This is a genomic window from Dyella sp., assembly GCF_051954575.1.
In the GTDB taxonomy this organism is placed as follows: Bacteria; Pseudomonadota; Gammaproteobacteria; order Xanthomonadales; family Rhodanobacteraceae; genus Dyella_B.
In genome coordinates this window covers 1-12,774 of the sequence record NZ_JBQCHP010000142.1, presented here as the reverse complement: position 1 = coordinate 12,774, position 12,774 = coordinate 1, and the positions used below count along the sequence as shown (strand labels likewise).

Genomic DNA, 12,774 nt, shown 5'->3' with positions numbered 1-12,774 from the left:
TTTCTATCTGGACGTGAGCGCTCAGGCTCTTAACCTTCCCATGCCGTGAGCCTTTGAGGCCATTTCTTTGGGTTACTTTTCTTTGGGCCAGCAAAGAAAAGTGACTCGGGCCCTTTAGGGACCGAAAGCGCCGCAGGCAATCTTCACGTCCACGCGCGGCTCCATTCCCTCAGCAAATGGGATATATCAGGGTGCGAAAAACCAACCATTACCATGCACGCATACATCACGACGTTGGGGTTTGCACCCCAACCTACGCGCGCTGTTCGGCGAACGAATAGACTTGGTCCGCCCACTGCGTGGCCGCGTAGTACGCGCCGGCCATCTTGCGGATGTCCTGCGGTTGCATCTGCGAACCTTTCAGGTCGCCGGCTTCCCATGCATACACATGTTCGAGCAGCGGCGCGAACGGACCGCGGTTTTCGACCAGTGCGTCGCGGATTTCCGGCGCGAGCGGGAGATGGCTGAGCACGAATTCCATCGGTGCGCACAGCAGCGTATCGAGCAATGAAAGCAGGCCGGCCATGAAGGCCATTTCCTGCTGGCCTGACGGCATGCCCTGCGCGAGTTTTTCGCACATGTGCGCGCGGATCAGTGCGGCGCGCAGCAGTTCCGGCGGGCGATCGTCCATGCCGCTGAGCGACATGGTGTAGATCCAGTTGCGCAGGCGCGCCACGCCGAAGAAGATCGCCGCCTGCTGGATCGATTTCAATTGCCGCGGCAGCGCGAAATACGCGGAGTTGACGCAGCCGAGCAGCTTGTAGCTGAGCACGGCATCGTCGCGGATGATTTCGCCCAGTTCCACCGGCCCTGCGTTGTTGTCCTGCAGTGCGCTCATCAGGCGCAGCAGGCTGAGGCGGCTGGGCGTGAGCACCGGCACTTCGATCTGCTGCGGCACCAGTAGATAGCGGCCCTGCACGGCCTGGAACGGCAGCGTCTTGCAGCGCGCGTAGGTGACATGGTCATCGACGTTGCCGGCGATCACGCTCAGGCCGCGGTCGTGCAGTTGTTTGCAACGCGCGGCGAGTGTTTCGGCATCGAGCGCCTTTGCGTCCAGGCGCACGTAGCTTGCCAGGCGCAGCAGCGGTTCCTGCGCACCGTGCGGTTCGCTGGCATTGGGATCGGTGCTGCCCAGGTCCAGCAGCAGCGGGCAATTGCGCAGCGCAAGCTGCTGCAGACGTTGCAGCACGGCGGTGTCGCGCACATGGATGGGATTGATGATTACGCCCAGCCGCGGCGTGTGCGCCAGGATATCGGTCTGCTCCAGCAGCAGCGTGCGGGGCAGGCGCATGAAGGCGCGGTTGCCGCGCACCAGGCGCGTGATCGCGCCATCGGTGATGCCGGACAGCACGCCGCCGACCAGGGTGGTGTCGGCATCGGTACCGGCGCCCTGGCGGTAGAACACCAGCTCGTAGGCGAACAGTTCTTCTTCCTGATCCAGCATTGGACTGCGCACCACCGGCAGCAACATGTCGCTGAGCGTGGTGGTGGTGTCGTTGCCCAATGGCTTGGTCGGGGAAGCAGCTGTGCTGGTCATGATGTCGGTACCAATGGGACGTAAATCGAGGAGCCGTCAATCGGGAATCGGGAATCGGGAATCGGAAATCGTAAGCAATGTGTCGCCGGTTTTAACCATTCACGATTTGCGATGGCCGATTCCCGGCCTTCATACCTGCGCAAGCTGCACGGAACGATGCGTATCCTGCAGTGCTCCGTTCTGTCCGTACGTACCGCTTAGCGTGTCGTTGCCGGTGAGCACCGCGAGCGCTTTACGCACTTGCGCCAAACGCTGGCCGACCAGTGCGCCGTTGCGCTGGTTCTTGTCGCGGCACTGCGTGAGCGACTTCAACAGCTCGCGCCATTGCGTATCCACTTGCTGCGCAGCCTCTGCCGACGTGCTGCACAGGTGCAGGCGTTCCACGTCCAGTTGCTCGAGCCGGCGCATCAGCATCTGCTTGGCTTCACCCGCGCGGTTGAGCGCCTTGGCGTCGGCGCCGCTGAGCGCTTCGCGTTCCTCGTCCAGCACGTGGATGAGCTGCGCGGTGGTCGCGCTCATGTCATCCAGTACGCTGCGCAAGGCGGCGCCGAGTTCGGCCTGCAGATTCGGGCTCATGGCATGGGTGTCTTCTTACTTGCCGCTGCCGATCTGGCCTTCCAGCGACACCAGCCGGCTGGCGATGGCGTGCGGATCGACCTTGTAGGTGCCCGCGGCCAGTTGCTGCCGGATCTGCTCCACGCGCTGCGTATCGACCGGCGCGTGGGCGTTGCTGGCTTCGTGCAGGGCGCGGGCCGAGTCGGTCAGCTTGACGCTGTCGCCGTTCTGGGTGGCCGATGAGCTGGCCGACGGAGCGGCCGTTGAAGCCTGGGCGGCGCTGTTTTCCGTGGTGGTGGTCGGAAGCGGAAGCTGCGGCAGGCCGTTGGACGAAATCGTGGTGTTCATGGTTCTTGGCGTTCTCTCGGTATGCCCTGTATGGGGTATCGGCCTGCCCCGTGGAAACTTTAATCGCCGATGCCTGCAGTATGTCGGTTCTGCCTGAGCCTAGGGGAGGGCCTGTACCTGGCCTTCCCCGATCACGACGCCCTGGACGACCCGGCCGGAATTGTCATTGCGCACGCGCAGGCGGGCGCCGGTGTCGCCCCCGTCCAGGGCCATGCCGCGCGTGCGTACTTCGATGCCGTCCAGCGAGGCTACCAGCTGCACTTCTTCCCCGGCGTGCACGGTTTCACGGCCGTTGAAGTCGCCCGGCGTCAACGCCACGCCCGCGATCAGCGGCCGGCCCAGCGAATGGCCGAGGATCTGATCCAGGCTCTCGATAAAGCCATAACCCAGGCGCGCCACGTCGCGCTCTTCGGGATGCACATCGCCCGGTCCCAGGATGTCGCCGCGCGCCAGCGGATGGTTGGTGACCAGTACATTGCGGAACACCTGCAACTGCACCGGCACCTGGATCGTCCAGCCCGGCGTGCCGGCGCAACTCACCGACACCGCCACGCGCGAGGGCGTGCCCTGGCGCGCCGGCAGATGGGTTTGCAACGGGTGATTGCACGCGGCCAGATGCAGGCGGGCGTTGAGCGGCGTCGGCACGATCACCACGCGGCTGCCAATGGTGCCGTATTGCGCGCGCACGGCTTGTTCGGCGGCGGCGCGCAGGTCGGTGGCGGTGTCGGCGTGGGCGGGGTTGGCGAAGGCGAGCAGCAATGTTGCGGCGAGAGCTACCCGCGTAGGTTGGGGTGCAAACCCCAACATCGTGCGCATGACACGCATGGCGGCGTTGGGGTTTACACCCCAACCTACGCTGTCGATCCGCGCGAATGCATGGCCGCCAAGAAAACTCATGAACGCCCGTCAGCCAGAATCGCTGCCAACTGGCTGTTGATCGCCTCCCGCTCGCTTTCCAGCTTGTCGGACATCTGCGCCGCCAGTTCGAATTGCCCGTTGCCGAGCAGCTCGAGGAACATCTCGCCGTGCTCGCGCAAGCGCGCCGCCGACGCATGCAGGCTCGCGCTGGAAACATGATCGACATGGCGCGCGACCAGCCGATCCAGGCTGCGCTTGAGCACGTCGGTGTCGAACCAGCGACGGTCGAGCGAAGTGGGTTCCTGCAGCGCAAGCTCCATGCTTTGACGCAGGCCGATCACCGATTCGCGCACGGTCAGGCTGAGGCTGGCGATGTCGTGGCCGCTCTCGCCCTCCAGCCAACCCAGGCACGAGCGATGCGCCAGCGCCGCGGCGCGGCCCAGTGCCTCGCCATGCCGGCGAGTTTCGTAGGCACGGCGCTGCAAGGCGCCCAAGGTGGCTTTCAAGGTGGTGGCGCGTACCTGCAAGGCGTCCTGGCTGTCGCGCAGCGAACGCAGGCGATCGCCTGTCCCCTGCAAGGTGCCGGTGCCTTCCTGCAGCGTGTGTTCGGTGGCGTTGACGCCGGCCTGTGCGCGCTCCAGGCGTTGCAGGCTTTGCTGCACGTTGCCGTTCATCTGCAGCGAGAATTCGCCGATCGAACTGGTGACGGTTTCGATTTCCGCGGTGGCCTGCGCGGTTTTTTCCGCGAGCTGCTTCACTTCGTCCGCCACCACCGCAAAGCCACGCCCGGCATCGCCGGCGCGCGCCGCTTCGATCGCCGCGTTCAAGGCGACCAGGTTGGTTTGATGGGCGATGTCCTGCACGCTGGTGGTCAGCGCGCGGATCTGCGCGACCTGTTCGGTAAGCAGGCTCTGGCTCTGGTTCATCGCCGACAGCGCGCTGCGCAACAGGCGCAGCTGGCCGTTGAGTTCGCTGACGTTGGCCGCGCTCTGCTGGCCGGCCTTGGCCGCCTGCTCGATGCCGCCCTGCGCCTGCTGCAAGGTCGCCGACATGCTGGCGCTGCCCTCCGTCAACTGTCCGACGCTGTCGCGGCTTTCGCCGATCGATTGCTCCAGCGAGGATTGTTCCTTGTGCAGCGTCTGTGCGTGGGTCAGCACCAGGCTCTGCTGCTCCAGCGATTGCAGCGCCACCGCCGCCGGCGCACGCGGCGCCAGCCGCGCGAACACGGGCGCGAGCAACGCCGCCGTCTTGGGATGCTTGCGGCTCAAGCTCGCCAGTTCCGCCTCGTTTCCGGCGAGTGCGGCCTGGACCAGAGCGGCCAGATGCTGGCTGCGGATCAGACTCATAGAAAAAAGAGTTCCGTTTATGGGTTCCAAGACATCGGCAGGAAAGTTCGGAAGTTGAGGAAGCAAACCACGTGCCACGTGTTTGCGCGCCGTAGGTTTTGCGCCCCAACCTACGCATGCTCAAGCGCAGCTCAAGCTGGCCGATACCTGATCATCGCCATTACCCAGTAAACCGCCATGAGCACAACGGCGCTGCTCGACAGCGTGGAAAGCCACACCCGCCTGGCCGGTCACAACCGCGTGGCCATGTTGCTGTTTCGCCTGGGCGACAAGCAGTTGTTCGGCATCAATGTGTTCAAGGTGCGCGAGGTCCTGCGCCGGCCACTGATGGAGAAGCTGCCTGGCATGCACGAATGGCTGGCGGGCAGCTTCGACTATCGCGGCAAGACCATTCCGGTGATCGACCTGGCCGCGGCGATGGGCTATCCCTCGCTGGCGGCAAGCGCGTCGGCGCACGTGGTGGTGACCGAGTTCAGCCGTTCCATGCAGGGCTTTCTGGTGGCGGATTTCCAGCGCATCGTGCATTGCACGGGCGAATCGCTGGAAGCGCCGTCGGTCACGCTGGGTTTCGGCAATCGCGTCAACGCGGTCAGCCGCATCGACGGCCAGTTGATGGCGGTGATCGACGTGGAACAGATGCTGGCCAGCATCGAAGAAGTGACGGCGGAGATCTCGCCGCATATCCAGCAGCAGGCCGAGCACTGCCAGCTGGCGATTCGCCGCATCATGGTGGTGGACGATTCGGTGGTGGCGCGCGGACGGCTGGTCAACCTGTTCAAGCGCATGAACATCGAATGCATCATCGCCCAGGATGGACGCGAGGCGCTGGAACAACTTACCGCCATGGCCGAAGATGACGGCGAACGCGTCGGCGTGGTGATTTCCGATATCGAGATGCCGCGTCTGGATGGCTACGCGCTGACCCGTGCCATCCGCGAAACCCCGGCGCTGCGGCAGTTGAAAGTGGTGCTGCACAGTTCCTTGAGCGGCGTATTCAATGAGGCGCTGGTGCGCGATGTCGGCGCCGACCAGTTCATTGCGAAGTTTCAGCCGGATTTGTTGGCGAAAACGGTGTTGGAGTTGATGGGGCCGTCAACAAATTGACGTGGGCGCTTATAAGGTGCCTGAGCTACTCCCTCCCCTACGTGTAGTAGGGGAGGGCTAGGGTGGGATGAAGCAATCTCGCGGCGAATCCAACGATTGCCGCAAACGCATGCAACCCCACCCCAACCCTCCCCTGCATGCAGGGGAGGGAGCACATCGCGCGAGTCGGGAATCCGTCCCGCCGTGTTCATGCCGCGCCGGTAACACGTCATCGCGCCTGACGAACAGTTGGCGTAGAGGCCGCAAACGGCCGTCCCATGCGGTTTGCGCCGCATGCGCAAGGCGTGGCATGCAACTTGCTCAAACCCCCTGCAGGCCGTTATCGCCGCGGGGAATCCGTCATGAGCAACATTCTGGACAACGTGTTCGGTTTGAGCAGCCAGGCACTGGATGTGTGGCAGCGCCGTTCCGAAGTGATCGCTTCGAACATCGCCAATGCCGACACGCCCAACTACCAGGCGCGTGACGTCGATTTTCGCCAGGTGCTGCAGCAGGCCAGCGGCGGCGATGCGCAGACGCTGGCACTGAGCGCGCCCACTGCGGGCCAGGTCGATGCCGCCGCGCAATCGGCGGAGGCTTTGAAATACCGCGTGCCGCTGCAACCCAGCCTCGACGGCAACACCGTCGATGCGCAGGTGGAGCAGTCGGCGTTCGCCAGCAACATGGTGCATTACCAGGCCAGCCTCAGCTTCATCAACAGCACGATCCAGCAGCTGCGCCTGGCCATCAACGGTGGAGGGCAAGGCTGATGTCGCTGATGAAGATTTTCGATACCGCCGGTTCCGGCATGTCGGCCGAATCGCTGCGTCTCAACACCGTGGCCAGCAATCTAGCCAACGCCGACAGCGTCAGCAGCAGCCCGAACAGCGCGTACAAGGCGAAAGAAGTTTTGTTCGCGCCGGTGCTGCAGGCACAAGGCGCCACGGCGCAGGACGCCGGCACCAATGTCGGCGTGCACATGGCCGGCGTGACCGAAAGCCAGCAGCCGGTGGAATCGCATTACGAGCCTGGCAACCCGATGGCCGACGCCAACGGTTTCGTCTACGGCAGCAACGTCAATCCGATCGATGAGCTGGTGAACATGATTTCCGCGTCGCGTTCGTATCAGAACAACGTGGAAGTGATGAATACCACCAAGCAGCTCATGATCAAGACAATCAACCTGGGCAGCTGAGCATGTCCACGATCAACACCAACAGTTATTCCGTTTCGGGCCTGAGCCTCACCGGCAGCACGGTGACCAGCACGCCGAGCGGTTCGACCATGACGCAGTCGGATTTCCTGCAGCTCCTGACCACACAGCTCAAGAGCCAGGATCCCACGCAGCCGATGGACAACTCGCAGATGGCCTCGGAGATGGCGCAGTTCGCGCAGCTGGGCACGCTGCAGAACATCCAGAGCAGCCTCACCGGCTTGAGCGGCAACCTCGACACCAATCTGCAGACCTCGCAGGTGTTGAGTTCCGCCAGCCTGGTCGGCCGCCAGGTGCTGGTGCCCTCGACGTCGCTCACCTACAGCGGTAGCGCGGTAAGCGGTGGCGTGAACGTGACCAACGCGGGCGACGTGGTGGTCACCATCAAGGATGGCAACGGCAACGTGGTCAACACCATCGATTTGGGTACGCAGCAAACCGGCCTGGCCACGTTCGCGTGGGACGGCAAGGACAGTAGCGGCCATGCCGTGGGCAGCGGCACGTACAGCATTTCGGCAAGCAATGGCGGCAGCAGTGCGCTTTCCACCTATGCGGCCGGTTCCGTAACAGGTGTCGGCTACGGCGGCAGCAGCACCGGCACGTATTTGCAAGTGGCGGGCATCGGCGGCGTACCGCTGAGCCAGGTCGCACAGATCAACTGACGGCGCGCGCGAACACACGCATCGTCATCATCCAGGGGGTACACAAAGCATGGCTCTCAATCAGGCGCTCAGTGGCATCAACGCCGCGCAGGACCAGTTGAACATCATTTCCAACAACATCGCCAACGCGGGCACGGTGGGCTTCAAAGGTTCCACCGGACAGTTCGCCGAAGTGTATGCGGTGACCGGGCTCAACTTGAGTTCGGTGGCCGTGGGCAGCGGCGCGGAACTCACCGGCGTGGCGCAGCAGTTTTCGCAGGGCGACCTGGAGACGACCAACGGCAGCCTGGACATGGCGCTCAGCGGCAACGGCTTCTTTATCGTCAACAACGGCGCGGGTAACCAATACACGCGCGACGGTGCGTTTCATGAGAACGCCGCCGGCAACGTAGTGACTGCCGACGGCGCGTTCCTGCAGGTGTATCCGCCTACCGCGACCGGCGGCTTCAACACCAGCACGCTGACCAACCTGCAGCTCAACACGGCGCAGAGCGCAGCGACGGCGACCAGCACGATCACGGTGAGTTCGAACCTGCCGGCAGGCGCCGCGGTGCCGACCACCACGCCGTTCAATCCGACCGATCCGACCAGCTACAACGATGCGTCTTCGCTGACCGTGTTCGATTCGCAGGGCGGTTCGCACGCGGCGACGATCTACTACGCCAAGACCGGCAACAACACCTGGAACGCGAACCTCTACATCGACGGCAACAGTGCCGGTACCTCGGCGTTGACATTCAATAGCGCGGGTGCGCTGACCTCGCCGGCCAACGGCAACCTGAGCTTCGCGCCGGTACAGCCGACCAATGGCTCAACGTTCCCGGCCACCATCGCGGTGAACGTCACCAACACCACGCAGTTCGGCACCGCCTATGCGCCGGGCACGATCAACCAGAACGGCTACGAGGCCGGCGTGCTGGAGAATGTCACGATCGGCAACGACGGCATTGTCACGGCGATCTACTCCAACAACCAGACCAGCCAGCTCGGCCAGATCGCAGTAGCGAACTTCGCCAACCTGCAAGGCCTGCAGCAGATCGGCAACAACCGCTGGGCGGCGACGCAATCGTCAGGCACGCCGGTGCTGGGCACGGCGAGCGTCGGCCAGTTCGGCAACATCGAGCAGGGCCAGCTGGAAACTTCCAACACCTCCGACACCACTGCGCAGCTGGTCAACATGATCCAGGCGCAGCAGGACTACCAAGCCAACTCGCAGATGCTCGGCACGGTCAATTCCCTGTCGCAAACACTGTTCCAGGCCGTCTCACGCGGGTAATCGAGGCATAGCGCATGGACCATTCCGTCTACATCGCGATGACCGGCGCCACGCAGACCATGCGTGCGCAGGATGCGGTCAGCCACAACCTGGCCAACGCATCCACGGTGGGTTTCAAGAGCGAGCTCAGCGCGTTCCAAAGCGTGCCGGTACTCGGTCCCGGCGCCACCACGCGCATCAACGCGGTGGCGCAAGGACTTGGGCAGGACACCGCGCAAGGCACGGTGCAACACACCGGCCGTTCGCTCGATGTGGCGGTGAACGGTCCGGGCTGGATCGCGGTGCAGGCGCCGGATGGCAGCGAAGCGTATACGCGCGCGGGCGACTTGCAGCTCGGCGCCGACGGCAGCCTTACCGACGCGCGCGGCAATCCGGTGATGGGTACCGGCGGACCGATCACCGTGCCCGATAGCGCGCAGGTGAGCATCGGCAAGGACGGCACCCTTTCCACCGTGCCGATGGGGCAGGGGCCCAACACCATCGCTGCGGTCGGCCAGATCAAATTGGTCAATCCGGATCCGGCGCAGATGTCCGAGGGCACCGATGGCCTGATGCATATGAACGATGGCAGCACCGCCGACGCCGACAACACGGTGACGGTGACCTCCGGTGCGCTGGAGGCCAGCAACGTCAATCCATCGTCCGAGCTGGTGAAGATGATTTCGCTGTCGCGCCAGTACGAAATGCAGGTGCGTTCGATCAAGACCGCCGAAGACGACGCGGACGACAGCAGCAAACTGCTGCAGAACAGCTAACGCATACCACGGAGTAACCCATGTTCTCTTCCCTCTGGATCGCCAAGACCGGCCTGGATGCGCAGCAGACGCAGATGGACGTGATCTCCAACAATCTGGCGAACGCGAGCACCACCGGCTTCAAGACCTCGCGCGCCTCGTTTCAGGATCTGATGTACCAGAACGAAGGCCAGCCCGGCAGCCAGACCACCGAGCAGACACAATCGCCCACCGGCCTGTTGCTGGGCACCGGCGTGAAAGTGGTCGGCAGCGAAAAGCTATTCACGCAGGGCGCAATCACGCAGACCGGCAATTCGCTCGATGTTGCGATCCAGGGCAACGGCTTCTTGCAGGTGAGCATGCCCGACGGCACCGTCGCCTACACGCGCGATGGTTCGCTGCATGAAGATTCCACTGGCCAGATCGTCACCGCCGACGGTTATCCACTGGTGCCGTCGATCACGCTGCCGTCCAACGTCAACAGCATCACCATCGGCACCGACGGCACGGTCAGCGTCACCAGCAACGGTTCCACCGCCTCGACGCAGGTGGGCGTGGTGCAATTGGCCAACTTCGTCAACGCCGCCGGCCTGCAGCCGATGGGCCAGAACCTTTATCTGGAAACCCAGTCCAGCGGCACCGCGCAGACCGGACAGCCCGGCATCAACGGCATGGGCACGCTCGCGCAAGGCTCGCTGGAATCGTCCAACACCAACGTGGTGGAGGAGATGGTCAACATGATCCAGGCCCAGCGCACCTATGAAATGAATTCCAAATCGATCAGCGCTGTGGACGACATGCTGCAGTTCGTGATCAACAAGACCTGACGGTGATCTATGTTGCTACGCATTGCTTTGATGCTGCTGTTTGCTGCCGCGCTCGCCGGTTGCGCCGCCATGCCATCGCACCAGGACGATGCGCAATGGGCCGCCACCGCGCCGGTGGAGCAGACCTCGCCGCCGCCGCCGGATGGCTCGATCTATCACGACATGCAGAACATGGAGCTGTTCAACGATTCGCGCGCGCACCGCATCGGCGACATCCTCACCATCAACCTGGTCGAGGCGATGCAGGCGAGCAAGAAATCCGAAACCACCACCAGCAAGTCCGACAAGGTGAACATCGCTTCGCCGAAAGTGCTGGGCCAGTCGCTGCGCGTGCTGGGCAAGTCGGCCGATTCCTCGCTCAGTTCCGCCAACAGCTTCGACGGCGCCGGCAGCAGCACGCAAAGCAATCAACTTAGCGGCCAGCTTACGGTGACGGTGGCGCAGCGCCTTTCCAACGGCAATCTGCTGGTGAAAGGCGAGAAGTGGCTGACCATCAACCAGGGCCAGGAACTGATCCGCATTTCCGGCATCGTGCGCACGCAGGACATCGGCCAGGACAACTCGGTCGATTCCACCCGCGTGGCGGATGCGCGCATTACCTATACCGGCCGCGGCACCTTGAACGATGCGAATACGCAGGGGTGGCTGGCGAAGTTCTTCAATTCGAAGTGGATGCCGTTCTGATGAATGCGCAAATGTCTAACAGCCGCCGCAGCCTGCCCCCTCCCCTGCGCGCAGGGGAGGGCTGGGGTGGGGTGAAGCAACCTCGCGAAGAATTCCATTTCCCGGCAAGTACAACCAACCCCACCCCAAGCCTCCCCTGCACGCAGGGGAGGGAGCGGTCTACGGCAAGCGGATCACATCGCGCTTCTAAAGTCGCTGCGTTGTTTGCTGCCTTTCTGACGTTTATTCCTTGTATTTCGCACGCCGACAAAATCCGCGATCTCGTCCAGGTCGCCGGCGTGCGCAGCAACCAGCTCGTCGGCTACGGGCTTGTGGTCGGCCTCGACGGCACTGGCGACCAGACCACGCAGGCACCGTTCACCACGCAAAGCCTGGAAAACATGCTCAAGCAGTTCGGCGTGTCGCTGCCTTCCACCGGCATCCAGCCGCAGTTGAAGGACGTAGCGGCGGTGACCATCACTGCACAATTGCCGCCGTTCGCCAAGCCGGGCCAGACCATCGACATTACCGTTGCCTCGATCGGCAACGCCAAGAGCCTGCGCGGTGGTGAGCTGTTGATGTCGCCGCTGCGCGGTGCGGACGGCAACGTCTACGCGATTGCGCAAGGCAGCGTGGTGGTCGGCGGCGTGAGCGCATCGGGGCGCAGCGGCTCCAGCGTGCAGATCAACATTTCGGCCAGCGGACGCATTCCCAACGGTGCGTCGGTCGAGCGCGTGGTGGCCAATTCCTTCAACAACGGCGGCGATATCGTGCTGAACCTCAACAGCGCCGATTACGCCACCGCCAACCATATCGTCGATGCGATCAACCATCTGTACGGCGCAGGTACCGCGCGTGCGCTCGATGGCGGTTCGGTGGACGTGCGCGGCCCGGCCGATCCCAGCCAGAAAGTGGCATGGCTGGGCGCGATCGAATCGCTCGACGTGCAGCCGGGCGACGCGCCGGCGCGCATCATCGTCAATTCGCGCACCGGCACGGTGGTGATCGGTTCGGATGTGCGCGTGACGGCTGCCGCGGTGGCGCACGGTTCGATCCAGGTGACGATCAGTGAGCAGCCGCTGGTCAGCCAGCCCGGCCCCTTCAGCAACGGCACGACGGCAGTGGTGCCGAGCAGCGCCGTATCGGTTTCACAGCAAGGCGCGCACATGTTCAAGTTCGGTCCCGGCGTAAGCCTGGATGCGATCGTGCGCGCGGTGAACCAGGTGGGCGCCACGCCGACGGATCTGATTTCGATACTTGAGGCGCTGAAGCAGGCCGGTGCTCTGCACGCCGACTTGGTGGTGATTTGATGAAGGCTCTCAACAACATCGCCATCCGCGTAGGTTGGGGTGCAAACCCCAACGTCGTGACCCATGCATATATGGCAATGCTGGGGTTTTGCACCTCGCAATTTGCTGAGGAACCGGGGGCGCGCGTGGACGTGGGCGATTGCCTGCGGCGCTTTCGGTCCCTAAAGGGCCCGAGTCACTTTTCTTTGCTGGCCCACGCCTGCGTCAGGAACGCGGGCGAACTGTACTGGTCAAGTGTTTTCGGACACGTCGATAGGGGAATCTAGGTGTGGCAGCGCTCGAAGTCGTTGGGTGAGCGGTAGCCGAGGGTGGAGTGAAGGCGGTTGGCGTTGTAGAAGTTGACGATGTAGTCAGTAATGTCT

The 12,774-nt window shown here is 63.5% G+C and carries 15 protein-coding genes; 9 read left to right on the top strand and 6 right to left on the bottom strand.

The genetic code is table 11. The annotated features are described in order from the left end of the window. Nucleotides 1-253: 253 nt before the first annotated feature. The 5 genes from ACTHNE_RS17860 to ACTHNE_RS17840 all read right to left on the bottom strand — a co-directional run bounded on the left by ACTHNE_RS17860 (nucleotide 254) and on the right by ACTHNE_RS17840 (nucleotide 4,644). A complete protein-coding gene (locus ACTHNE_RS17860) occupies nucleotides 254-1,537 on the bottom strand; it encodes an EAL and HDOD domain-containing protein (protein ID WP_324937333.1) in 1,284 nt (427 codons plus the stop codon). A gap of 129 nt (nucleotides 1,538-1,666) precedes the next feature. Continuing rightward, a complete protein-coding gene (locus ACTHNE_RS17855; protein WP_324937334.1) occupies nucleotides 1,667-2,113 on the bottom strand; it encodes a flagella synthesis protein FlgN in 447 nt (148 codons plus the stop codon). A 15-nt stretch (nucleotides 2,114-2,128) separates the two neighbouring features. Next, nucleotides 2,129-2,440, bottom strand: coding sequence for a flagellar biosynthesis anti-sigma factor FlgM (gene flgM, locus ACTHNE_RS17850; protein WP_440269946.1), 312 nt, complete (start codon nucleotides 2,438-2,440; stop codon nucleotides 2,129-2,131). A 99-nt stretch (nucleotides 2,441-2,539) separates the two neighbouring features. Continuing rightward, on the bottom strand, nucleotides 2,540-3,256 hold the full coding sequence (gene flgA / locus ACTHNE_RS17845) for a flagellar basal body P-ring formation chaperone FlgA (protein WP_440269945.1): 717 nt from the start codon (nucleotides 3,254-3,256) through the stop codon (nucleotides 2,540-2,542). Nucleotides 3,257-3,333: 77 nt separating this feature from the next. Beyond that, a complete protein-coding gene (locus ACTHNE_RS17840; protein ID WP_440269944.1) occupies nucleotides 3,334-4,644 on the bottom strand; it encodes a methyl-accepting chemotaxis protein in 1,311 nt (436 codons plus the stop codon). A gap of 177 nt (nucleotides 4,645-4,821) precedes the next feature. Here ACTHNE_RS17840 and ACTHNE_RS17835 point away from each other — a divergent pair, with 177 nt between their 5' ends. The 9 genes from ACTHNE_RS17835 to ACTHNE_RS17795 all read left to right on the top strand — a co-directional run bounded on the left by ACTHNE_RS17835 (nucleotide 4,822) and on the right by ACTHNE_RS17795 (nucleotide 12,412). After that, a complete protein-coding gene (locus ACTHNE_RS17835; protein WP_324937342.1) occupies nucleotides 4,822-5,748 on the top strand; it encodes a chemotaxis protein in 927 nt (308 codons plus the stop codon). A gap of 341 nt (nucleotides 5,749-6,089) precedes the next feature. After that, on the top strand, nucleotides 6,090-6,497 hold the full coding sequence (flgB, locus tag ACTHNE_RS17830; RefSeq protein ID WP_440269943.1) for a flagellar basal body rod protein FlgB: 408 nt from the start codon (nucleotides 6,090-6,092) through the stop codon (nucleotides 6,495-6,497). Next, nucleotides 6,497-6,922: a flagellar basal body rod protein FlgC gene (gene flgC, locus ACTHNE_RS17825; RefSeq protein WP_324937346.1), complete on the top strand. Its 426-nt coding sequence runs from the start codon at nucleotides 6,497-6,499 to the stop codon at nucleotides 6,920-6,922. The genes flgB and flgC overlap by 1 nt, the downstream gene beginning before the upstream one ends. 2 nt (nucleotides 6,923-6,924) lie before the next feature. After that, nucleotides 6,925-7,602 (top strand): flagellar hook assembly protein FlgD, encoded by a 678-nt coding sequence (locus ACTHNE_RS17820; RefSeq protein WP_440269942.1) that lies wholly within the window; start codon nucleotides 6,925-6,927, stop codon nucleotides 7,600-7,602. Between the two features lie 49 nt (nucleotides 7,603-7,651). Further along, on the top strand, nucleotides 7,652-8,878 hold the full coding sequence (locus tag ACTHNE_RS17815) for a flagellar hook protein FlgE (RefSeq protein WP_324937349.1): 1,227 nt from the start codon (nucleotides 7,652-7,654) through the stop codon (nucleotides 8,876-8,878). Nucleotides 8,879-8,892: 14 nt separating this feature from the next. Beyond that, nucleotides 8,893-9,633, top strand: coding sequence for a flagellar basal-body rod protein FlgF (gene flgF / locus ACTHNE_RS17810; protein ID WP_440269941.1), 741 nt, complete (start codon nucleotides 8,893-8,895; stop codon nucleotides 9,631-9,633). 20 nt (nucleotides 9,634-9,653) lie between these two features. Beyond that, nucleotides 9,654-10,439, top strand: coding sequence for a flagellar basal-body rod protein FlgG (gene flgG, locus ACTHNE_RS17805; RefSeq protein ID WP_324937353.1), 786 nt, complete (start codon nucleotides 9,654-9,656; stop codon nucleotides 10,437-10,439). A 30-nt stretch (nucleotides 10,440-10,469) separates the two neighbouring features. Beyond that, a complete protein-coding gene (gene flgH, locus ACTHNE_RS17800; RefSeq protein WP_440269940.1) occupies nucleotides 10,470-11,123 on the top strand; it encodes a flagellar basal body L-ring protein FlgH in 654 nt (217 codons plus the stop codon). 200 nt (nucleotides 11,124-11,323) lie between these two features. Further along, complete coding sequence (locus tag ACTHNE_RS17795) at nucleotides 11,324-12,412, top strand: flagellar basal body P-ring protein FlgI (protein WP_440269939.1); 1,089 nt, start codon at nucleotides 11,324-11,326, stop codon at nucleotides 12,410-12,412. Nucleotides 12,413-12,674: 262 nt separating this feature from the next. Here the strand turns inward: ACTHNE_RS17795 and ACTHNE_RS17790 are convergent. Next, nucleotides 12,675-12,774: IS3 family transposase (locus ACTHNE_RS17790; protein WP_324942441.1), on the bottom strand; the 100-nt coding region annotated here is incomplete at its 5' end.

Excerpts from the sequence above, each read along its gene's own strand:
- ACTHNE_RS17860 (WP_324937333.1), bottom strand. The coding sequence starts at position 1,537 with ATGACCAGCACAGCTGCTTCCCCGACCAAGCCATTGGGCAACGACACC.
- ACTHNE_RS17855 (WP_324937334.1), bottom strand. The coding sequence starts at position 2,113 with ATGAGCCCGAATCTGCAGGCCGAACTCGGCGCCGCCTTGCGCAGCGTA.
- flgM (WP_440269946.1), bottom strand. The coding sequence starts at position 2,440 with ATGAACACCACGATTTCGTCCAACGGCCTGCCGCAGCTTCCGCTTCCG.
- flgA (WP_440269945.1), bottom strand. The coding sequence starts at position 3,256 with ATGCGCACGATGTTGGGGTTTGCACCCCAACCTACGCGGGTAGCTCTC.
- ACTHNE_RS17840 (WP_440269944.1), bottom strand. The coding sequence starts at position 4,644 with ATGAGTCTGATCCGCAGCCAGCATCTGGCCGCTCTGGTCCAGGCCGCA.
- ACTHNE_RS17835 (WP_324937342.1), top strand. The coding sequence starts at position 4,822 with ATGAGCACAACGGCGCTGCTCGACAGCGTGGAAAGCCACACCCGCCTG.
- flgB (WP_440269943.1), top strand. The coding sequence starts at position 6,090 with ATGAGCAACATTCTGGACAACGTGTTCGGTTTGAGCAGCCAGGCACTG.
- flgC (WP_324937346.1), top strand. The coding sequence starts at position 6,497 with ATGTCGCTGATGAAGATTTTCGATACCGCCGGTTCCGGCATGTCGGCC.
- ACTHNE_RS17820 (WP_440269942.1), top strand. The coding sequence starts at position 6,925 with ATGTCCACGATCAACACCAACAGTTATTCCGTTTCGGGCCTGAGCCTC.
- ACTHNE_RS17815 (WP_324937349.1), top strand. The coding sequence starts at position 7,652 with ATGGCTCTCAATCAGGCGCTCAGTGGCATCAACGCCGCGCAGGACCAG.
- flgF (WP_440269941.1), top strand. The coding sequence starts at position 8,893 with ATGGACCATTCCGTCTACATCGCGATGACCGGCGCCACGCAGACCATG.
- flgG (WP_324937353.1), top strand. The coding sequence starts at position 9,654 with ATGTTCTCTTCCCTCTGGATCGCCAAGACCGGCCTGGATGCGCAGCAG.
- flgH (WP_440269940.1), top strand. The coding sequence starts at position 10,470 with ATGCTGCTGTTTGCTGCCGCGCTCGCCGGTTGCGCCGCCATGCCATCG.